The 20,553-nt window shown below is 72.6% G+C and carries 16 protein-coding genes; 11 read left to right on the forward strand and 5 right to left on the reverse strand.

The genetic code is table 11. From position 1 onward, the window contains the following. The first annotated feature begins 38 nt into the window (after positions 1-38). Positions 39-494 carry a hypothetical protein gene (locus FHR36_RS25860; RefSeq protein ID WP_253800822.1) on the forward strand — a complete coding sequence of 152 codons (456 nt, stop codon included), beginning with the start codon at positions 39-41 and terminating at the stop codon, positions 492-494. 3 nt (positions 495-497) lie between these two features. Here the strand turns inward: FHR36_RS25860 and FHR36_RS25865 are convergent, their stop codons facing one another. From FHR36_RS25865 to modA, 4 genes are all read right to left on the reverse strand, one after another. Further along, a complete protein-coding gene (locus FHR36_RS25865; protein ID WP_253800824.1) occupies positions 498-1,844 on the reverse strand; it encodes a DUF2254 domain-containing protein in 1,347 nt (448 codons plus the stop codon). A gap of 110 nt (positions 1,845-1,954) precedes the next feature. Then, on the reverse strand, positions 1,955-4,708 hold the full coding sequence (locus tag FHR36_RS25870; protein ID WP_253800826.1) for a molybdopterin-dependent oxidoreductase: 2,754 nt from the start codon (positions 4,706-4,708) through the stop codon (positions 1,955-1,957). Continuing rightward, positions 4,705-5,529: an FAD binding domain-containing protein gene (locus FHR36_RS25875; protein ID WP_253800828.1), complete on the reverse strand. Its 825-nt coding sequence runs from the start codon at positions 5,527-5,529 to the stop codon at positions 4,705-4,707. Before FHR36_RS25875 ends, FHR36_RS25870 begins: the two co-directional genes overlap by 4 nt. Before the next feature lie 190 nt (positions 5,530-5,719). Next, positions 5,720-6,625 (reverse strand): molybdate ABC transporter substrate-binding protein, encoded by a 906-nt coding sequence (gene modA, locus FHR36_RS25880; protein WP_253800830.1) that lies wholly within the window; start codon positions 6,623-6,625, stop codon positions 5,720-5,722. An 873-nt stretch (positions 6,626-7,498) separates the two neighbouring features. On the opposite strand from modA, the gene FHR36_RS25885 reads away from it, so the two are divergent. The 10 genes from FHR36_RS25885 (at position 7,499) to FHR36_RS25930 (ending at position 19,595) form a co-directional block, all read left to right on the forward strand. Next, entirely contained in the window at positions 7,499-9,037 is a 1,539-nt protein-coding gene (locus tag FHR36_RS25885; RefSeq protein ID WP_253800832.1) for an amino acid adenylation domain-containing protein, read from the forward strand. Then, entirely contained in the window at positions 9,034-9,327 is a 294-nt protein-coding gene (locus FHR36_RS25890; protein WP_253800834.1) for a phosphopantetheine-binding protein, read from the forward strand. Before FHR36_RS25885 ends, FHR36_RS25890 begins: the two co-directional genes overlap by 4 nt. Further along, positions 9,324-10,694: a flavin monoamine oxidase family protein gene (locus FHR36_RS25895; RefSeq protein ID WP_253800836.1), complete on the forward strand. Its 1,371-nt coding sequence runs from the start codon at positions 9,324-9,326 to the stop codon at positions 10,692-10,694. Before FHR36_RS25890 ends, FHR36_RS25895 begins: the two co-directional genes overlap by 4 nt. 99 nt (positions 10,695-10,793) lie before the next feature. Further along, positions 10,794-12,494: a class I adenylate-forming enzyme family protein gene (locus FHR36_RS25900; protein ID WP_253800838.1), complete on the forward strand. Its 1,701-nt coding sequence runs from the start codon at positions 10,794-10,796 to the stop codon at positions 12,492-12,494. Between the two features lie 6 nt (positions 12,495-12,500). Beyond that, positions 12,501-13,895: a KamA family radical SAM protein gene (locus tag FHR36_RS25905; RefSeq protein ID WP_253800840.1), complete on the forward strand. Its 1,395-nt coding sequence runs from the start codon at positions 12,501-12,503 to the stop codon at positions 13,893-13,895. Between the two features lie 22 nt (positions 13,896-13,917). Then, the gene (locus FHR36_RS40025) at positions 13,918-14,943 is read left to right on the forward strand and encodes an ATP-grasp domain-containing protein (protein WP_253800842.1); all 1,026 of its coding nucleotides are present in this window, start codon (positions 13,918-13,920) and stop codon (positions 14,941-14,943) included. Next, positions 14,940-16,163: an AMP-binding protein gene (locus FHR36_RS25915; RefSeq protein WP_253800844.1), complete on the forward strand. Its 1,224-nt coding sequence runs from the start codon at positions 14,940-14,942 to the stop codon at positions 16,161-16,163. The genes FHR36_RS40025 and FHR36_RS25915 overlap by 4 nt, the downstream gene beginning before the upstream one ends. Then, the gene (locus FHR36_RS25920; RefSeq protein WP_253800846.1) at positions 16,160-17,458 is read left to right on the forward strand and encodes an MFS transporter; all 1,299 of its coding nucleotides are present in this window, start codon (positions 16,160-16,162) and stop codon (positions 17,456-17,458) included. The genes FHR36_RS25915 and FHR36_RS25920 overlap by 4 nt, the downstream gene beginning before the upstream one ends. After that, the gene (locus FHR36_RS25925) at positions 17,455-18,330 is read left to right on the forward strand and encodes an SDR family NAD(P)-dependent oxidoreductase (protein WP_253800848.1); all 876 of its coding nucleotides are present in this window, start codon (positions 17,455-17,457) and stop codon (positions 18,328-18,330) included. Before FHR36_RS25920 ends, FHR36_RS25925 begins: the two co-directional genes overlap by 4 nt. 8 nt (positions 18,331-18,338) lie before the next feature. Beyond that, positions 18,339-19,595, forward strand: coding sequence for a phenylacetate--CoA ligase family protein (locus FHR36_RS25930; protein ID WP_253800850.1), 1,257 nt, complete (start codon positions 18,339-18,341; stop codon positions 19,593-19,595). Between the two features lie 65 nt (positions 19,596-19,660). On the opposite strand, the gene paaI is transcribed toward FHR36_RS25930, so the two are convergent. Next, positions 19,661-20,104: a hydroxyphenylacetyl-CoA thioesterase PaaI gene (paaI, locus tag FHR36_RS25935; protein ID WP_253800853.1), complete on the reverse strand. Its 444-nt coding sequence runs from the start codon at positions 20,102-20,104 to the stop codon at positions 19,661-19,663. Positions 20,105-20,553: the final 449 nt, after the last annotated feature.

The raw sequence follows: 20,553 nt of genomic DNA on the forward strand, positions 1-20,553 counted from the left end.
GGGAACGAGACCGGCGACCGGACGGAGGGCGGCGGACGGTGAGCGCGCTGGAGATCTCCCTCGCCGCCCTGCGGCTGGACCGGGCGGCGCCCCCGCTGGTCGCCGGCGAGGTCTGGTTCACCCTGGACGGGGTGGACTTCCCGGCCGCGCACTGGAGCGACTCGCCGCTCTCCGTCCTCGGCTCGCTGGCCGAGGCGGTGCGGCACGCCGCTGCGGGCCGGGCCGCGGACGTGTACTTCTTCGACGGTCCCTACTACCTGCGGCTGGCCCCCGGGCCCGGCGGCACCATCCGGGCGGCCGGGGTCTGCGACCGCGAGGGCTGGGTCTCCGGCAGCGGGGAGGGCACGGTGCAGGCCGAGTGCACCACCACCGCGGCCGAGCTGACCGAGCTGTACGGTCAGGCGCTGATCGCCGTCGAGCGCTGGGCCCGTGACGCGGGCGCGCCGCAGCTCCTGGACGGCTTCCCCCGCCCCGGGGACCGCCCAGGGAGTTGAGGGTCAGCTCCCCTCGGCGAGCCGCGCGTGCGCGGCGTGGACGGCCAGGTAGCGGCGGTGCACGTCCTCGCGGTCGGCCTCCTCCGGGACGGAGTCGCGGTTCAGCCGCTCGATCATCTCGGCCTGCCGCAGCAGGACCCGCCGCTGCTCCTCGGTGGTGGTCTCGGCCATGATCTCCACCAGCGCGTCCAGCTGCCGGATCAGCACGGCGGGCATCCCGGCGGCGGACTGACGGATCTTCTCGAAGGCCCGCTCGACCAGCCGTTCGTAGCTGACCGGTACGGTCATCACCCGGATGTACCCGAGGTCGTCGCGGTGGACCGGGTCGGGCTGCCAGTTCGCGGCCACCCGGCACAGCCCCTCCCCCAGCCAGTCGATGCAGGTGAGGGTGGTGAAGGTGTCGTTGACGGCGGTGGACAGCGCCCGGATGGCGATCTCCACCAGCTGGTCGACGGCGAAGGCGATGTCCTGGGCGAGGGTGCGGGTGGAGCCGGTGATGTGGGCGCGGGCGAAGCTGCGGGCCACCTCGGGGGCGGCCGAGGGGGGCCAGACGGTGGCCAGCGGGTGGCCCTGGACCAGGAAGTGGCCGGGCCGGTGGTCCAGCCGGATCACCGCGTCGAGCTCCGCCGCCAGCCGGACCAGGGTCCGGTGCCGGACGAACTGCAGGTAGCCGCTGGCCGGGGCCGGGACCCGGGCGCCGGTCGCGTCCAGCCGGGCCTGCAGCTCGGCCGCGGTCGGCCCGCGCGCCTCGCCGCCCGACCACTGCGGCTGGCCGCCACCCGCCTCGATCGCCGCGGACAGCTCCGACGCGATGGAGGCGATCACCCGGGGCAGCTGGATGGAGGTGGCGATGTGGTGGATGAAGAAGATCAGCACCGCCAGGTCGGCCAGCACCAGCACCATGCACGCGGTGATCGACAGGTGCGGGACGAAGTCGCCGCTGGCCGCCGGGCCGATCGAGACCAGGGAGAGGATCGCGTACACGAAGGTGCCGACGAAGGTGCCGAGCGTGAGCTGGGTGGTGCGGTCCCGGATGAAGGTCCGCAGCATCCGGGGGCCGAACTGGGTGGAGGCCAGGGTCAGCGTCACGATCATGATCGAGAAGACCACGCCGACGACGGTGATCAGCGCCGCGGCGATGGCGGCGAGGATCTGCCGGGCGGCGTCCGCGGTTCCGCTGATCACCCACGGGGGCAGCGTCAGCTCGCCCCGGCTGGCGGCCCGGTCCAGCGACCAGGTGACGAAGAAGAACCCGACCGCGAGGACGATCTCGAAGGTCGGCACGACCCACAGGTTGGTGCGCAGCGCCTCCCGTCGCCACTGCGCCTCCAGGTGGACCCCGCTGATCATCGTGCCCACCACCCGTCCCGTGCGCCCATTTCCCCACTAAACACGGGGCCGGGCCGCGCCGTCGCGCCCGACCCGGCCGCCGCCGCCCGAACGGACCAATCGGGGCCGGGTCAGGCCTGGGCCCTCTCATTCCGCCGGTGCTCGTCGATGGCCTGCCAGACCTTGTCCCGGAGGAACGGCGCCTCGGTGAAGCGGATGCCGGTGGCGTCCCGCAGGGCGTTGGCGAACGCGGGCGGCACCGGGTTGAACGGGCTCTCGGACATCGACTTGGCGCCGAGCGGGCCGATCGCGTCCGAGGTCTCGCTGAAGTGGACCTCGGTGCGCGGCACGTCCGCGTACGCGGGCAGCCGGTAGCGGCGGAAGGCGGCGGTGGTGACCTCGCCCCCCTCGTCGAGGAGCACCTGCTCGAACAGGGTGGCGCCGAGCGCCTGCGCCACCCCGCCCTCGACCTGGCCGCGGCACTGCAGCGGGTTCATCACCCGGCCGGCGTCGGCGCCGTGGACGCTGCGCAGGATCCGGATCTCGCCGGTGTCCGGGTCGACGGCGATCCGGAACCACTGCGAGTTGAAGGCGATCGAACGCGGCGAGCCGCCGAAGTGGCCGTCCGCGGTGAGCCCCACGCCCTGGCCCCGGGCCGCCTCGAAGATCTCCTTCAGCGGGACCGGCCGCCCGTCGCAGTCCACCGAGTCCGCGGTGAGCTTCAGCAGGCTGCGCGGGGTGCGGGCGTACTCGGCGGTGAAGGACAGGATCTGCTCGGCGAGCGCGTTGGCGGCCTTCATCACGGCCTTGCCCGCGACGACCGTCCCGGCCGAGCCGAAGGCTCCGGTGTCGTGCCTGACGACGTCGGTGTCGGACTGCCGGATCGCGATCCGGTCCACCGTCGTCCCCAGCGCCCCCGCGGTGATCTGCTGGTGCACGGTGGTGGTGCCGTTGCCGAACTCCGCCGTGCCGACGGCGATGTCGTACGTGCCGTCCTCCAGCAGCTTGACCGTGGCGTCGGCGATGTGGCCGCCGGGCGGACCGCAGGCGATCGCCGCCATGGCGAAGCCCTGGCCCACCAGCCAGCCCTCCGGGGCGAGTTCGGCACTGGTGTCGTTCGCGAGGGCGGTGCGGACGACACCGAGGCACTGGTCGAGGCCGTAGGAGGCGATGTGCAGGTCCTCCTCCTCGCCGAGCGGGCCCTCCATGTGCTCGCCGGGGCCGATGATGTTCTTCTCGCGCAGCACCAGCGGGTCGATGTCCAGCCGTCGGGCGAGTTCGTCCATCGCCGACTCCACCGCGAAGGTCACCTGGCCCAGCCCGTAGCCGCGGAACGCGCCGGCGGGCACGCCGTTGGTGTACACCGAGTAGGCGTCGACCTTCTTGTGCGGCGCCCGGTAGACACCCATCGACTCGCCGACGCTGTGGAACATCACCGCCGGCCCGTGATTGCCGTACGCGCCGGTGTTGGCGACCACCCGGAACCGGATCGCCGTCAGCGTCCCGTCGCGCTTGGCGCCGAGCTTCACCGTGATCCGGAACGGATGCCGGGTGGTGGCGCCGTAGAACTGCTCGGCACGGGTGAACTCCAGCTTCACCGGGCGGTGCAGCTTCATCGCCGCGAGCACCGCGATGTCCTCGGTGAGCATCTCCTGCTTGCCGCCGAACCCGCCGCCGACCCGGCCCGCGACCACCCGCACCTTCTCCATCGGCAGGTCGTACAGGTCGCACAGGGCCCGCCGGGTCAGGAACGGCACCTGGGTGGAGGACCGGACCACGATCCGCTCCTCGCCGGTCTCCTCGGACTCCTCGAAGTACGCGACGCAGCCGTGCGTCTCCAGGCTCGCGTGCTGCACCCGCTGGGTCAGAAAGGTCTCCTCGTAGACCACGTCGGCCTCGGCGAAGCCCGCCTCGACGTCGCCCAGCTCGCCGTGGGCCTCACCGCAGACGTTGTTCTCGGCCCGGGCGATCCGGGTCTCCGGGCCCTTGGGGTGGATCACCGGGGCGCCGGGCAGCATGGCCAGGTCCGGGTCGAGGACGTACGGGAGCTGCTCGTACGCGACCACGATCCTCCGGCAGCCCTCCTCGGCGGCGCCCTCGCTCTCGGCGACCACGGCGGCGACCCGCTGGCCGACGAAGCGGACCACGTCGTCCAGCACCCGGGTGTCGTCCGGGTCCTCGGTCGGATGCTCGTGCCGGGCCGAGGAGTACAGCTTCTCGGGCGCGTCGTGGTGGGTGAACACCGCGACCACGCCGGGGACGCGCAGCGCCGCCGCGGTGTCGATGGAGACGATCCGGGCGTGCGGGTGCGGGGAGCGCAGCAGCTTCATGTGCAGCAGGCCGTCGACGGCGAGGTCGAAGGTGTACCGGGCGGTGCCGGTGACCACCTGCGGTCCGGCGGGGGCACCGAGGCTGCGGCCGACCGCCTGCCCGGCGCACGGCTGCTCGGTGTGCCGGACCCCGCGGATCGAGTCCTCGATCGCCCGGTAGCCGGTGCACCGGCACAGGTTGCCCTTCAACGCCCGCGGCAGGTCGGCCAGGTGCTCCTCGGTGAAGGCGGAGGCGGTCATCAGCATCCCGGCCGTACAGAAGCCGCACTGGAAGCCCTGGGCGTCGAGGAACTGCTGCTGCACCGGGTGGAGTTCGCCGTCCTTCGCCAGGCCCTCCACGGTGGTGACCGAGCGGCCCTCGGCGCGCAGCGCGGGGTAGAGGCAGCTGTGCACCGGTTCGCCGTCCACCTGGACGGTGCAGGCGCCGCAGTCGCCCGCGTCGCAGCCCTTCTTCACCCCGAACCAGCCGCGCTCGCGCAGGTAGGTGCGCAGGCACTGGCCGGCTCTCGGCTCGTGGTCGACGTCCTCGCCGTTGACCCGGATCGAGAAGCTCACCGCCCGGCCTCCTCGATCAGTTCACGGCGGATCTCCTCGGCGAAGCGGAAGGTCATGTGCCGCCGCCAGACCGGGAGTCCGTGGATGTCGTCGAACCACTCCTCGGGCCGGACACCGTACTCAACGGCCTCGCGGACGGCCTCGGCGTTGGGCGGGACGGCGAAGCGCAGCTGGATCGGCCGCACCGTCGAGGCGGTGACGGTCAGCGCCAGCTCGCCGTCGATCGGGTCGCGGGCGCCGATCAGCAGTGCGCCGGAGCGGCCGAGACCGTACAGCGACGCCTGGCGGAACGCCGTCCGACTCGCCAGTGCCCGGGCGGGGAGAGTGATCGACCGCAGCAGCTCACCGGGCTGAAGGACCTTGACCCCGGCGCCGATGACGAAGTCCTTCACCGGCACCTCGCGCACCTCGCCGCCCTGCGACAGCAGGGTGCACACCCCGTCCAGGGCGGCGGTCAGCGAGATCATCGGCCCGGCCGGCAGGCCGTTGCACAGGTTGCCGCCGACGGTGGCCATGTGCCAGATCTTCCAGGAGGCGAGGAACGCCCGGCAGCACTGCTCCACCAGCGGCGCCGCCGTCCAGTCGGCGTCCCGCGCGAACCGCGACAGCTGGGCGACGGTGCAGGTCGCCGCGATCTCCAGGTCACCGGCCGCGGTCAGCCGGACCGGTTCCCAGCCCATCCGGCTGAGGTCGATCAACCGGCGGATGTGCGGCTGCGGCTCGGAGAACAGGTACGTCCCGCCGCCGAGCCAGGCGTCCCCGGGACGCCAGGTGTCGCGACGCCGCGCGTCGCGCATCTCCACCACCGTGTTCAGGTCCACCTGCCACCACCGCCGTCCTCGACTCGATCGATACGGCGATTGAAGCAACGGCCGCAGGCGCGGACGAGTGGCCTCGTACACCACGCTTCCTCGGCCGACTTGGAGGATCAACCAGGCAGGCTCCCTCGCAGATGCCAGTCCGCTACGAGCAGTGTCCTTGCGGATGCAAGGCGCTATCCCTCGCGGCCGGTCAGGACGAGGTCGGCGAGGGAGAGGCGGAGGTGGAGGTGGAGGCGGAGGTCGAGGGGCACGTCGACGGCGGGGCGGACGGGGAGGCCGTCGGGCCGAGGAAGCCGGCGTCGGTGAGCACCTTCTGCCCCGCCAGCGACTGGACCAGGGCGACGAACGCGCTCGCGCCCGCAGCATTCGGGGCGTGGGTGAGCGGGGCGATCGGGTACTTGTTGATCGCGCACGCCGATTCGGGGAAGGTGGCGCCCCCGACCTTGCCGCCCGCGCTCTTGACGTCGGTCCGGTAGACCAGCCCGGCGTCGGCCTCCTTGAGCTCGACCTTGGTGAGCGTGGCGGTGACGTCCTGCTCGTAACTGACGGGCGTCACCGTGACGTTGCCCGCCGCGAGCGCGGTCTGGGCGGCGGCGCCGCAGGGGACGGTCTTGGCACAGAGCACCACCTTGACCGAGGGGTTGGCGAGGTTCTGCACGGTGGTGACGTGCATGGGGTTGCCGGGCTGGACGGCGATCTCCAGCTGGTTGCTGACGAACACGGTGGGAGTGCCGGCCGCGTCGCCCTTGTCGGTGACGGTCTTCATGGTGGCCGGACTGGCCGAGGCGAAGACGTCCGCCGGGGCGCCGTTGACAATGCTCGCGGCCAGGGTGTCACTGCCGCCGAAGTTGAAGACGACCTTGGTGCCGGGATGCGCATCCTCGAACATCTTGCCGAGCTGGGTGAAGGTGCCCTTCAGCGAGGCGGCGGCGAAGACGGTCACCGCACCGGTGACCGTCGGCGACGCGGACGCCGAGCCGGACGAGCTGCTCGACGAGCAGGCGCTGATCGCCAGCAGTGCGGCGGCGACGACGCCGGCAGTGGCGGAGCGGTACACGATGGTCTCCCAGAGCCGTGGGGCGGTCCCCGCGAGCATAGAACAGCAGATACCAGGAGATATGGGACATTCGGCCGGTATTAGCCCGACCGGACGGCCCCGCAGCCTCGCAACTGCGAGGGATCAATCGGGAGCTCTTCCCGGCCGCCGCTCCGCCGCCATCGCCAACCACTCTTCCCCGACCGCCGGAAGCGGCACACGGGCCGTCCCCCTCCTCGCACATGGTCCCGCCCGGGCACCGGCCGACCCACGCCACGATCACCGACCCCGAGGCGACCGCCACCAGTGGCGCCCGCTACCGGACGAAGTCCCGCCAGAAGGCGACGGTCGCCCGCGGGTTCCAGGTCTCCCGGTGCTCGCACCCGTCCTCGAACTCGTCGACGCCGACGCCGAGGCCGGGTTCCAGTGCAGCAGTCGGCCTGCCGCAGGCGCCGGGCCGTCTCGGCCCCGGGACGGGCCGCGTCGATGTCGATCACAGCGCGAGAGCAGCGGCCTATTCGCACCTCCGCGTTTCGGCCACGCCGTCGGAGCGGGCAAGCGCTCCGCCGGGTTTCCGAGGGTCGAATCCATAAACAGTAAACGGCAATTGACGCCAATCCCGGAAGCGCGCACGCGCCCGCGCCGCGATCGGCGGACCCGATATTGCGCTCCGCCCGCCACACTTCCTGACCTGACGTCATCCTGTCAATGTGCGGCCGGAGTTCTTCCGGGCCGGAGCGGCGTAGCCGAACGGACACGGATCGGAGTCAATCAACGGTTCTGGATCCGACCAGGCGGGACAGTGTTCACAGTTCAACCACACCGCCTCACACCGGCGCCCTCAACAACCATTGTGGCGACACATGTTCGAAGGTAGAGTCCCGGTTCGCCGAGCACGGACAGGGCGCTCGCAAGCGCATTTTTGGGGCGGGCATGTCAAAGCATCACGGCACCGAACCGGTCTCTTCCGACCTTCTTGACGCGTTCACGGAAATCGCCGATCGATTTCCCGAACGGCCGGCGATTGTCCACCGCGGACACGCCATCGCTTATCGCCGACTCAGGGAGTCGGCGAACGCCTTCGCGGCAGGGCTGGGCCCCAATCCCGGCGCGGTCGCCGTGCAGGCGACGCACACCCCGGAAACGGTGGTGGCACTGCTGGGCATCCTCATGGCCGGCGGCGTCTACTGCCCGGTCGATCCGCAATTCCCGACGGAGCGTCAACTGGCCATGGTGGCCGGAGCGGGCTGTCGGACGATGGCCGGTTCGGACCACGGGCTGACGGCCCGTCTGGGCCTGTTACCGGTACCGGACGACCGGGCGCCCGGCGGACGCGGACCACGCACCGTCGACCCGGACGATCCGGCCTACCTGCTGTTCACCTCCGGCTCCACCGGGCAGCCCAAGCCGGTGGTGACGCCGCGTCGGGCGATCTCCGCCACCGTCGCCTCGCTCCGCGAGCTGTTCGAACTCACCCCTGAGGAACGGGTGTTGCAGTTCGCCTCGCTCAACTGGGACACCTGCTTCGAGGAGATCCTGCCGACGCTCACCACGGGCGCCGCCCTGGTCCTCGACGCCGAGGCGCATTCCGGGTCGTTCCCCCGCTTCCTGCGGCTGGTCGAACGCGAGCGGATCACCGTCCTCGACCTGCCGACGGCCTTCTGGCACGAGCTGGTGCTGCACCTCGCCGAGGACTCGCTCGCCCTGCCGGACTGCGTCCGGCTGCTGGTGATCGGCGGCGAGGCGGCGAGCCCGGCCCGACTGGCGGACTGGAGCGCCCTGCCGACCGGGCGGATCCGGCTGGTCAACACCTACGGCTGCACCGAGACCACGCTGATCACCCACGCCGTGGACCTGTCCGGTCCGCGGGCGGGCGCGCTCGGCCTCGCCTGGGACGGCAGCACCCGGGCACCGATCGGCCGGGCACTGCCGCACGTGGTCGAACGGATCAGCGAGGACGGCGAGTTGCTGATCGGCGGACCGGCGCTGGCGCTCGGCTACCGCGGTCTGCCCGAGGCCACCGCGGCCCGCTTCGCCCCGGTCGACGGCGAGCGCTGCTTCCGTACCGGCGACCGGGTGAGCCGGCGGCCGGACGGCGTGCTCGACCACCGCGGCCGGCTCGACCACGAGATCAAGGTCCGCGGCATCCGGGTGGACCCGGCCGAGGTCGAGGCCCACATCGCGGGCCACCCCGAGGTCGGCGCGGTCGCGGTGGCGGGCACCACCCTGGCCGGCCGCTGCGCGCTGGTCGCCTACGTGGTGCCGCGCACCCCGCAGACGGTCGGGGCGCTGGACCGGGAGGTCCTGTCGTACCTGCGCGGCCGGGTGCCGGGCCACCTGGTGCCCAGCCGGATCACCGTCGTCCCCGAGCTCGTGCACACCGCGAGCGGAAAAGTCGACCGCGCGGGCTCGCACCAGCGGCACGCGCCCCGCGGTCAGGTAACCGAACAGGTCAAAGGAGACCCTCGATGAGCGTTGACACCACCGCCTCCGCCGCCCCCGGCGGCGCGCCCGCCGGCCTCGGAGCCCGCACCGGTTCCGCCGCCGACGTCGACGGCGTGGTGGCGATCTTCCGTCGCGTACTGGAGACCCCGGACGTGGCGGCGGACGCGGACTTCTTCCTGCTCGGCGGCGACTCGCTGATCGCGACCCGGGTGCTGAGCGCGATCGCCCGCGGCTACGGCGTGGAGCTGGCGTTCGAGGACTTCGTGCTCGCCCCCACCCCCGAGGGCCTCGCCGAGCTGATCGCGGCCGCCCGGTGACCGCGCCCGTGGCCGGCGGCGCGGATGCCGCCGCTCCGGGCGGTGTCACCAGCGCGGTGGTGGTCGGCGCGGGCTTGGCCGGCCTGACCGCCGCGAGCGGCCTGGCCGAGCGCGGGGTCGAGGTCACCGTGCTGGAGGCCCGCGAGCGGGTCGGCGGCCGCACCCACGGCCTGCGGGTCTCGCCCACCGGCTGGGTGGACGCGGGCGCCGCGTACCTGGGCGACCGCCACACCGAACTGCTGGCCTTGATGGCCGAGTTGGACCTCAAGACCACTCCCACCACGATGCTCGGCGCCAGCCGCTTCGCGCTCGGCGCCGAACACGCCACCCGGGACGGCCGCTTCCCGCCGCTGAACGCGGTGGCGCTCGGCGACATGTTCGAGCTGCTGGCCGAACTCACCGACGCCGTACGGCCCGAGGCGCCCTGGCTGACCCCGGACGCCGAACGGCTGGACACCACCACCGCGGCCGAGTGGGCCGAGCAGAACCTCACCCACCCGGACGCCCGGCTGTTCTTCCCGCTCTTCCTGGGCGAGATGATGGCCGCCGACCCGGCCGACGTGTCGGTCCTGCACATGGCCTTCTACCTGCGCTCCGGTGGCGGGATCCGCTACCTCAACGCCTTCGAGGGCGGCGCGCAGCAGGACCGGATCGCCGGCGGCGCCCACCAGGCGTGCGAGCGGCTGGCCGCACGCCTCGGCGACCGGGTGCGGCTCGGCGAGCCGGCCGTGGCGGTGCACCAGGACGGGGCCGGCGTCACCGTCCGCACCGCGCTCGGCGAGCACCGCGCGGACGTCGCGGTGATCGCCCTGCCCCCGCTGCTGGCCCAGGCCCTGGAGTACGCACCGGCCCTGCCGGCGCCCCGCGCGGGGAGGCGCACCGCCCGCGGCTGCGCGGTCAAGGTGAACCTGGTCTACCCCGAGCCCCTCTGGCGCCGGCACGGGCTGTCCGGCTGGTCGGTGAACGCCGAGGGCCCGCTGCTGTCCACGGTGGACGACTCGCCGTCGGACGACGGGGTCGGTGTGCTGACCGGCTTCGTCACCGGCGCCGAGGCCCACCGGTACGCCGCGCTCGACCCGGAGCAGCAGCGCACCGCCGCGGTCGAGCAGGCCGCCCGGCTGTTCCCGATGCTGCCCGCGCCGATCGCCTTCCACGTCACCGACTGGGTCAACGACCCGTACAGCCAGGGCTGTTACGCCGCCCTGTTCGGGCCCGGCGACTGGCTGCGGCACGGCCCGTCGCTGACCGCCCCGCACGGCCGGGTGCACTGGGCCGGCACCGAGACCAGCACCGCGTTCTTCGGGCTGATGGAGGGCGCGATCCGCTCCGGCGACCGGGTGGTCGCCGAGATCCTCGGCCGCCCGTAGCACCCGCCCGTCGCACCGCCCCGACCTTCCCCGACACCACAGAGCCGGCCCCGGGTCCCACGAGGACCCGGGTCGGCCGACCCTTCCCGGGAGACCGCCATGAGCGACCAGAGTTCCATCGCACCACTCTCCGCCCGGCAGCAGCTGATGACCGAACCCACCCTCGGCGCCGGCAACTTCCTGGACCACGCCATCGCGGTCAACCCCAACCGCTCGGTCCCGTACGCCTTCAGCCACTCCACCGACCACCGCGGCCGGGTGGTGCTGCGCGGCCACAGCCTGCTCGACCTGGCCGCGCTGCGCGACCGCTACGCCCGCTGGTACCACGCCAACGGCGTGCGCGCCGGCGACCCGGTCGGCGTGGTGGTGGCCGAGGGCCTGGAGCCGCTGCTGCACTTCCTCGCGCTCAGCGCGCTGGGCGCCGTCCCGGCCCTGATCAACGACGCCATGCGGCACGACGTGATGGTCCGCTACCTCAACCACGTCGGCGTGGTCGGCGTGGTGGCCGACGACCCCACCCGGCTGGCCGCGGCGTACCGGGAGGACCCGCAGCGCCGCCCGCGGTTCGTCGCCATGACGGCCGAGATCCAGGCCTTCGACGCCGAGTCGGCGCCGCTGCCCGAGGTGTACCCGTACCGGCACGAGGCCGAGGACGTGGTGGCGCTGATCCACTCCTCGGGTACCACCGGCACCCCGAAGTCCACCATGCTGGCGCACCGCCAGTTCTGGGACGGCAAGCAGCCGCGGATGGTGCGCTTCCCGGCGGAGCCGACCGACCGGCTGATGTCGCTGATGCCGCACACCCACGCGGGCGGCCTCAGCTACTTCCTCACCGCGACCCTGCTCGGCCTGCCGACCGTGGTGATGGGCGACTGGCGGCGCTCGGTGGTGGAGCCGGTGATGGAGGCCTTCCGGCCGACCATGGTCGCCTCGTTCCCGCGTACCTTCGTGGAGCTGGCCACCGGCGAGCTGCCGGTCGAGGGCGCGGCCAAGGTGCACTCCTGGTTCAACACCGGCGACAGCGCCCACTACGGGCACATCCGCCGGCTGGTGACGCTCGGCGAGCGGCCGGCCGGGCTGATCAAGCCCTGGCTGCTGCCGCAGGAGAGGGCCGAGCAGCCCGCGCTGCCCGGTTCGCAGTTCATCGACGGCCTGGGCTCCTCCGAGATGGGCATGGCCCTGTTCGGCCAGGTCACCACCCCGGAGTCGGTGCGCAACGACCGCTGCGTCGGCAAGCCGCTCGAGGTGGTCACCAGGGCCGCGGTGCTGGACGGCGACGGCGCCGAGGTGCCGGACGGCACGGTCGGCATGCTGGCGATCGTCAGCCCGTCCCGTACGCCCGGCTACTGGAACAACGCCAAGCTCACCGAGACCTTCGAGCTGGCCGGCTACTGGCTGACCGGGGACGTGGCCCGGCGCGACGCCGAGGGCAACTTCTACCACCTGGACCGCACAGTGGACGTCATCGACACCGTCGACGGCCCGGTCTACAGCCTGCCGGTCGAGGAGGTGCTGCTCGCCGACTGCGCGGACCTGGTCCAGGACTGCTCGGTGATCGGTGTGTCCGGCGACGGGGGCCAGCGGCCGATCGCCGTGGTCCGGCTGCAGGAGGGCGCCGCGGACTGCTCCGCCGAGGACGTCCGGGAGGCGGCCAACAAGGCGCTGGCCGAGGCCGGCCTGGCCGCCCTCGCGGCGGTGAGCATCGCCCGGACCCCCGCGGAGTTCCCGCTCGGTCCGACCGGCAAGGTGCTCAAGCGCGAGCTGCGGACCCGCTTCGCCACCCTCTTCACCGGTCAGTAGCACCCGATGGACCCTCACCTGATCCGGCAGCCGTACCAGTACGTACGGATCCCCCTGGCCGAGCCGGACTGGCGCCGGCTGCCGGGCTGGCGCGACGTCACCGCGGAGCAGTGGCGGGACGCCCAGTGGCAGCGGGCGCACTGCGTGAAGAACGCCCGGCAGCTGCGGGCGGTGGTCGGCGATCTGCTCACCGACCGCTTCTACCAGGAACTCGCCGCCGACCGGGAGCAGTTCGCGACCATGTCGGTGCTGCTGCCGCCGCAGATGCTGAACACCATGGCACCGGACGCCCCGGGCGACCCGGAGGGCTTCACCGAGGCGTTCCTGGCCGACCCGGTCCGGCGGTACATGCTGCCGGTCCGCGCCGACCGGCACCCGCACTGGCCGAGCCACCCGCTGGCGCAGCGCGACTCGCTGCACGAGGCCGAGATGTGGGTGGTGGAGGGGCTCACCCACCGCTACCCCACCAAGGTGCTCGCCGAGCTGGTCGCCACCTGCCCGCAGTACTGCGGGCACTGCACCCGGATGGACCTGGTCGGCAACTCCACGCCCCAGGTGGTCAAGTCGAAGCTGGTGCTGCGGCCGGCCGACCGGCAGGAGCAGATGCTCGACTACCTCAAGCGCACGCCCGGCGTGCGCGACGTGGTGGTCTCCGGCGGCGACCTGGCGAACGTGCCGTGGCCGCAGCTGGAGTCCTTCCTGCTGCGGCTGCTGGAGCTGGGCTCGGTCCGCGACATCCGGCTGGCCAGCAAGGCGGTGGTCGGCCTGCCGCAGCACTGGCTGCAGCCGCGGGTGCTGGAGGGGATGGCCCGGGTGGCGCGGCTCGCCGCCCGCCGCTCGGTCAACCTGGCCGTGCACACCCACGCCAACCACGTGCAGTCGGTCACCCCGCTGGTCGCCGAGGCGGCCCGGGCGCTGCTGGACGCGGGGGTGCGGGACGTGCGCAACCAGGGCGTGCTGATGCGCGGGGTCAACGCCACCCCCGAGGACCTGCTCGACCTGTGCTTCGCCCTCCAGGGCGAGGCGAACATCCTGCCGTACTACTTCTACCTCTGCGACATGATCCCCAACGCCGAGCACTGGCGCACGCCGCTGCACGAGGCGCAGCGGCTCCAGGAGGCGATCATGGGCTACCTGCCCGGCTACGCCACCCCGCGGATCGTCTGCGACGTGCCGCACGTCGGCAAGCGCTGGGTGCACCAGGCGGTGGCCTACGACCGCGAACGCGGCATCTCGTACTGGACCAAGAACTACCGCACCGAGCCGGAGGCGCGCGCCTGCGACCCGGCCGGCCCCGACGCGGCGCTGGAGCGGCGCCACCCGTACTTCGACCCGGTGGACACCCTCCCGGAGCCCGGCCGCCAGTGGTGGTCCGAGCAGCCCGGCGGGCCGTGCTCCTGAACCGACCCTCGTGAGGACTGCAGTGAACCGAACCCCTGACAGCGCCACCGGCCCCCTGCGCCGGATGTGCTGGATCTTCCCCGACCGGGAGTCCACCCGGACGGCCGCGATGTGGCGGCACTACTTCTGGGACCTCTACGCGGAGATCGCCGAGGAGCTGGGGATGAGCTGGACCCGGCACTCCCCCGACGCGGTGACCGTCGACGGCACGGTCCGCGGCAATCCGCGGATCTACGTGGACGACGAGCTCGTCACCCCGCAGGACACCCTGTTCATCACCGCGCTGTACTCGCTGCCGTACCAGTCGATGGACATCTTCAACCAGTACGCGCTCACCGCGGTCCTCGACCGGGCCGGGTTCTACCTGCCGTTCCCGGCCGAGGCGTCGCTGATCGGCAACGACAAGCTGGCGACCCTGCTCCACCTGGACGGCTCGCCGGTGCCGCCGATCCCGTCGGTGCGGATCGGCAGCGGCCGCGACGTCGGCAAGCACCTGTACGAGGTGGCGCTGGGGAACATGAGCTACCCGGCGATCGTCAAGCCGGCCGGCTGGTGCGGCGGCGGCGGGATCAACCTGGCCCGCAGCGCCGAGGACGTCCGCGGCCTGGCCAGCCTGGCGCAGGGCGGCGACACCACCCTGGTGGTCCAGCCGTACCTGGGCGACGGCACGGTGGACTACCGGGTGTACGTGATCGACGGGAAGCCGTACGCGGTGCTCAAGCGCACCCCGGAGGCCGGTTCGCCGGTCGCCAACGCCAGCCGTGGCGGCACCATGGAGTTCGGCGCCATTCCGGACGAACTGGCGGACGCCACGGCGTACTTCGCCGAGCGGCTGGACCTGCCGTTCTTCTGCGTGGACTTCCTCCACGACGGGGAGCGGTTCTGGTTCTCCGAGTTGGAGCCGGACGGGGTGATCGCCCCGGACTTCGAGGACCCCGACCGGTCCGTCCAGCGGGACATCACCCGGGCCCGCTTCACCGCCTACCGCGACGCCCACGCCAAGTGGCTGGCCAACCGCGCCGCGACGACCGGAACGGAGGCCCCGTGACCGACTTCTCGCTCCCCGCGCAGGACGCCGAGCCGCGCCTGCACGTCGCCCGCAGCAACCTGGAACGGCTGCTGACCGTACCGGAGTTGGCTCCGCGCTACGCCGGCGCCCAGGCGCCGGACACGCTGGCCGCGCTGGCCGCGCTGCCCCCGCTGATGAAGGACGACCTCAACGTCGCCCTCGCCCACCTGGAGCCCAGGGCCGAGCACGGCGCGACCTGGCTGTTCCAGAGCGGCGGCTCCACCGGCGCGCCCAAGGTCGGCTACGCCCCGACCGGCTTCTACATGGCCGGGGTGGCCGCCCACTGGCAGCCGCTGGACCGCACCGACGTGTTCGTCAACGCCTGGGGCGCAGGACGGATGTGGGGCGCGCACTTCCTGGTCGCCGCGCTCGCCGACCTGTCCGGCTGCCAGGTGATCGCGCTCGGCTCGGTCGCCCGCGACGAGTACGCCGACTGGCTCTCCTTCTTCGCCGACCGCGAGGTCACCGCGATCGGCGGCACGCCCAGCGTGCTGCGGCTGTGGTTCGCCCACGCGCGGGCGGCCGGGGTGACCCTGCCGGCGCTGCGCAAGGTGCTCTGGCTCGGCGAGGCCTGGCAGCCCCAACTGGAGGAGGACATGGCCGTGGTGGCGCCCGGGGCGCGCCGCTGGGGCATGTTCGGCTCCACCGAGACCTGGGTGGTCGGCACCAACACCCCCGACTGCCCGGCCGACCGGTTCCACACCCTGCCCGAGCAGTTGGTGCACGTCGGCGAGGACGAACTGCTGGACTTCACCACGCTCGACCCCGAGATGCTCAACCCGGTGCTGCGCTACCGCACCGGCGACGCCGGCCGGATCACCGACTGCCCGTGCGGGCGGCCCGGCCGGGTCATGCAGGTGCTCGGGCGGCGCGACAGCGTGGTCCAGGTCCGCGGCCTCGGGCTGCACGTGGACGAGTTGATCGAGCGGGTCGAGCGCGAGGCCGGCGTCGCCCGGGCGCAGGTGGTGATCACCGAGAAGCAGGGCCGGGTGAGCGGCGTGGACGTGCTGCTGCTCACCGACCCAGCGGTGGACGTGGACACCGAGCGGGTCCGCAAGGACCTGTTCTCCGCCACCTTCACCCTCTCCACCGCCTTCCTGCACGATCCGGAGTCCTTCCGCGTCCGCGCGGTCGGCGCGCTGATCAGCAACGACCGCACCGGCAAGACCGCCAACTTCGTCGTCCGGGAGGAGTCGTGAAGCTTCGCCTGCCCGAGTCGCTCGGGCGCGGGTTCAACCTGTTCTGGGCCGGACAGACGGTCAGCTCGGTGGGCGACAAGGTCACCGTGTTCGTCGTCCCGACCCTGATGATCTTCGCGCTGCACGCCAGTGCGCTGCAGGTCGGTGTGGTGGCGATGGCCCAGTACCTGGGCATCCCGCTGCTCGGCCCGGTGGCCGGCGTGCTGGTCGACCGCTGGGACAAGCGCTGGACGATGCTGGTCTGCGACCTGGTCCGGCTGGTCGCGGTCGCGGTGATCCCGGTCGCGTACTGGCTGGACGTGCTCTCCACCCCGCTGCTGTTCGCCTGCGTCGCGGTGGTCAGCGGCGCGACCATCTTCTTCAACGTCGGCTACCTGGTCGCCGTCCCCGCCGTGGTGCCCGAGGAGCGGCTGGTCCGCGCCTACTCCCGGCTGGAGGGCAGCGGTTCGGTCTCCGAGGTGGCCGGCCCGTCCATCGCGGCCGGCCTGTACAGCGCGTTCGGCGTGGCCGCGCTGCTGGTGGACGCCGCCAGCTACCTGGTCTCGGCCGCCTGCTTCCGCTCCATGCGGCCGTGGGGCGAGAAGACCGTGGTCTCCGGCTCGGTCTGGCAGCGGCTGACCCTCGGCTTCCGGCTGAACTGGAACGACCCGGTACTGCGCCGGGTGGTGATCGCCGCGGTCACCCTCAACAGCGGCGGGCCGATCTTCGTCACCGTGCTGCCCGTCCTCGCCTACCGCGGACTCGGCGTCTCGGTCGGCGTGTTCGGCGCCGCCATGTCGGTCGCCGCCGTCGGCGCGCTGGTCGGCGCCGTCGTCGCGCCGAGGATCAGCGAGCGGTTCGGCCTCGGCCGGACCCTGGCCTGGGCGCTGCTGCTGCACTGCCTGGTCGGCCTCGGCGTGCTGGCCGCCCCCGCCCTACCGGCCGGACTGGTGATCGCGGTGACCATGGGCTGCTACGGCTTCTTCATGTCCTGCATCAACGTGTGCAGCGCGCCCACCCGGCAGTCCCGGATGTCCGCCCGGAACCAGGGCGTGATGCACGCCGCCTTCCGCACCGTCACCTGGGGCGTCATCCCGCTCGCCGCCCTGGTCGGCGGCCTGGCGGTCTCGCTGCTCACCCACCCGCTGGGCATCCTGGACGCGGCCCGGGTGGTGATGGCCGGCGGCACGCTGCTGGCGGCCTGCTCCTTCGTCCCGGCGCTGCGCATCCAGTCGCTGCTGGACGCCGACCGGCCCGTGGCGGAGGCCGAGACGGCGACCGGTCCCGAGACGGCCCTCGCGGACAGCACGTCATGACCGCCGACCGCAGGACCGTGCTGATCACCGGGACCTCCTCGGGCATCGGCCTGGCCACCGCCGTGGCCGCCGCCCGGGCCGGCTTCACCACCGTCGCCACCCTGCGCGAGCCCGCCCGCGCCGACGCGCTGCTCGCCGCCGCCGAGGAAGCCGGCGTCACCGTGGACGTCCGCCGCCTCGACGTCACCGACGCCGACTCCGTCGAGGAGTGCGTGGCCGGCGTGCGGGACACGTACGGGCGGCTGGACGCGGTGGTCAACAACGCCGGGATCTCCAACTTCGACCCGACGCTGGAGATGTCCACCATGGCGGCGCTGCGCGCCAACCTGGAGGTGAACTTCTTCGGCGTCATCGCGGTCAGCCGGGCGGCGATGCCGCTGCTGCGGGAGGCCCGCGGACGGCTGCTGACCGTCGGCAGCGTGCACGGGCTGGTCGGCCAGCCCTTCAACGAGGCCTACAGCGCGGCCAAGTTCGCGGTCGAGGGCTTCATGGAGAGCCTCGCCCCGGTCGCCGCCGCGCACGGGGTGTCGGTGTCCGTACTGGTCCCCGGCTTCGTGCCGGACACCTCCTTCGGGGTGTTCCCCGACATCGACCGCACCACCATCCACGCCGCCTCCGGCCCGTACGCCGACACCTTCGCCGACTACCTGGCCTGGGTCGGCGGCCAGGGCTGGGAGGCCGCCGGACAGCTCTCGCACGAGGTCGCCGAGGTCGTGGTACGCACCCTGACCGAGGAGCGGCCGGCGTTCCGGATCCCCACCAACGCCTGGGCCGCCGACTACCTCGCGCACAAGCTCGCCGACCCCGACGGCTCCACCGTCCAGACCCTCGCCCGGACCTGGATCGGGCAGCCGGACCCCCTGAACAGCTAGGAGAAGCAGTGCCCGCCAAACCCCTGCAGGAGCTGGTCGACTTCGCCCGCCGCAACTCCCCGTTCTACGCGGAGCTGTACCGGGACGTGCCGCAGACCGTCTCGCACATCACCGAGCTCCCGGTCATCGACCAGGGCGCGTTCTGGGCCGCCAACACCTGGCCGGACAACCGGCTGCTGACCGGCCCGCTGAACGACGCCGGCGTCTACAAGACCGGCGGCACCACCGGTGTGCCCAAGTTCTCCCCGTGGTCGCGCACCGAGCACGCCGACTCGGTGACCGCCTTCGGCGCCGGCATGGTGCAGGCCGGCCTCAAGTCCGGCCACCGGGTGGCCAACCTGTTCTGCGCCGGCGAACTCTACGGCGGATTCCTCTACATCGAGAACGCCCTGCACCACGCGCCGGTGGAGAACGTCCGGCTGCCCGTCGGCTGCGCCGCGCCCAACGAGTACATCGCCGACCTGATCACCGGCTTCGGCGTGCACGTCCTCGCGGGCGAGCCGATGAAGCTCAGCGCGGTCGCCGAGTGCCTGGTCCAGCGCGGCGAGGCGGCCGACACCGTGGAACTGCTGCTGTTCGGCGGCGACCTGCTCTTCGACGACCTGCGGCCGATCCTCGCCCGGGCCTTCCCGAAGGCCGCGATCTCCTCGGTCGGCTACGCCTCGATCGACGCCGGCCTGGTCGGCGCCCCGGTGCCCGGCGACGACGTACGGATCCACGAGGCCTTCCCCAACCGCACCTGGGTCGAGCTGCTCGACGACGTGACCGGCGAGCCGATCACAGCCGCGGGCGTGCCCGGCCGGGTGGTGGTCACCAACCTGTTCCGCACCCTGATGCCGATCCTGCGCTACCCGACCGGCGACCGGGCCGAGTGGGTCGACCCCGACAAGCAGCGGTTCCGCCTGGTCGGCCGCTCCGACGAGGGCGCCCGGGTGGGCACCGTCGCCATGCCCACCGAGGAGATCCGGGCCGTCCTGCTCGCCGCCGACCCCGAGCAGTACATCTCCGGCATGCAGCTGGTCCAGCGCCGCTGGAACGGCCGCGACGGGCTGATCATCCGCCTCGGCTGCACCGAGCAGCCGCCGGCCGAACTGAGCGAGCGCCTGGTCGAGGCGGTGTACACGGCCCGCCCGCTCTACCCGGCCGAGGTCGAGTCCGGCGCCATCCACCACCTCACCGTCGAGTGGGTGCCGCGCTCCGGGCTGGTCACCAACCCGCGCACCGGCAAGCTCCAGCAGGTGGTCGACGAGCGGCCGCCCGCGTAGCCGGCGCGCCGGAACGGCGAGGGGGCCGGGCGGATCGCACCGCCCGGCCCCCTGCCGCACATCCGTCATTCGCCGCCGCTGTGCGACTTTCCGGCGAGAATCACGCTGTGCCCGCGGAATTCCGCCACCACTCGCCCGGACGTATGCCGGACGGTCACGTCGTAAATTCCGGTGCGCCCGGAACGCGTCCGCTCGTCCGCCTCCGCCACCAGTTCGTCACCGACCGCGGCCGGGCTCAGAAAGGTCACCTGCGCCGCCTGCGCGACGGTGACCGGGCCGTAGCTGTTGCAGGCGTACGAGAAAGCCGCGTCGGCGAGCAGGAAGAGGAAGCCGCCGTGCGCCATTCCGTGGCCGTTCACCATGGTGTCGGCCACCGTCATCCGCATCACCGCGCGGCCCGCGGACACCTCCTCGAGGGCGATCCCCAGCGACCGGCAGGTGCGGTCCCGTTCGTACAGCGCGGAAATCCTGGAATTCCCCGCGACGACCGCTCCGATATCCGTCCCCATAATGTCCTGTTTCCCCCGGGATCCATGTGAAAACACCGGCGATCCGTACACCCGAGTGCACCTGAATTACATCGAGCGCCGCCACCGCCTGTCAACGGGCCGCCGCATTCCATGTCACCGATTTCGGCGAGGCGGCGCTCCGGTTCCACCCCGTCCGGAGCCGTCCGAGGGCGTCCGCCGGCGGTGCGGAGGGGAACTGGCAAGTGGTGGCGTCGTCCAGCTGTGTCGCCACCCGGGACCTGGGCGTACGGCCCGACCACGTACGGCGGCCTGTCCGGCTGGTAGGCCGGGCCGGCGATCTCCTCCACCGCCACGTGGTCGGTGCCCGAGCGCGGCCGGCGGATCCGGATCCGCCCGGCGGGGGCCAGCACGCGGGCGGCCGGGGCCACGAAGACGGCGACCCGGTGCCGGTCCGGGTCGGTCACGTCCCAGGTGAAACCGATGCGTAC

The sequence above is a fragment of the Kitasatospora cinereorecta genome (assembly GCF_024172095.1).
Lineage (GTDB): Bacteria > Actinomycetota > Actinomycetes > Streptomycetales > Streptomycetaceae > Kitasatospora > Kitasatospora cinereorecta.

Bases quoted from the DNA above. Each gene is read 5' to 3' on its own strand.
- FHR36_RS25865 (WP_253800824.1), bottom strand. From the start codon at position 1,844: ATGATCAGCGGGGTCCACCTGGAGGCGCAGTGGCGACGGGAGGCGCTG.
- FHR36_RS25885 (WP_253800832.1), top strand. From the start codon at position 7,499: ATGTCAAAGCATCACGGCACCGAACCGGTCTCTTCCGACCTTCTTGAC.
- FHR36_RS25905 (WP_253800840.1), top strand. From the start codon at position 12,501: ATGGACCCTCACCTGATCCGGCAGCCGTACCAGTACGTACGGATCCCC.
- paaI (WP_253800853.1), bottom strand. From the start codon at position 20,104: ATGGGGACGGATATCGGAGCGGTCGTCGCGGGGAATTCCAGGATTTCC.
- FHR36_RS25890 (WP_253800834.1), top strand. From the start codon at position 9,034: ATGAGCGTTGACACCACCGCCTCCGCCGCCCCCGGCGGCGCGCCCGCC.
- modA (WP_253800830.1), bottom strand. From the start codon at position 6,625: ATGCTCGCGGGGACCGCCCCACGGCTCTGGGAGACCATCGTGTACCGC.
- FHR36_RS25900 (WP_253800838.1), top strand. From the start codon at position 10,794: ATGAGCGACCAGAGTTCCATCGCACCACTCTCCGCCCGGCAGCAGCTG.
- FHR36_RS25925 (WP_253800848.1), top strand. From the start codon at position 17,455: ATGACCGCCGACCGCAGGACCGTGCTGATCACCGGGACCTCCTCGGGC.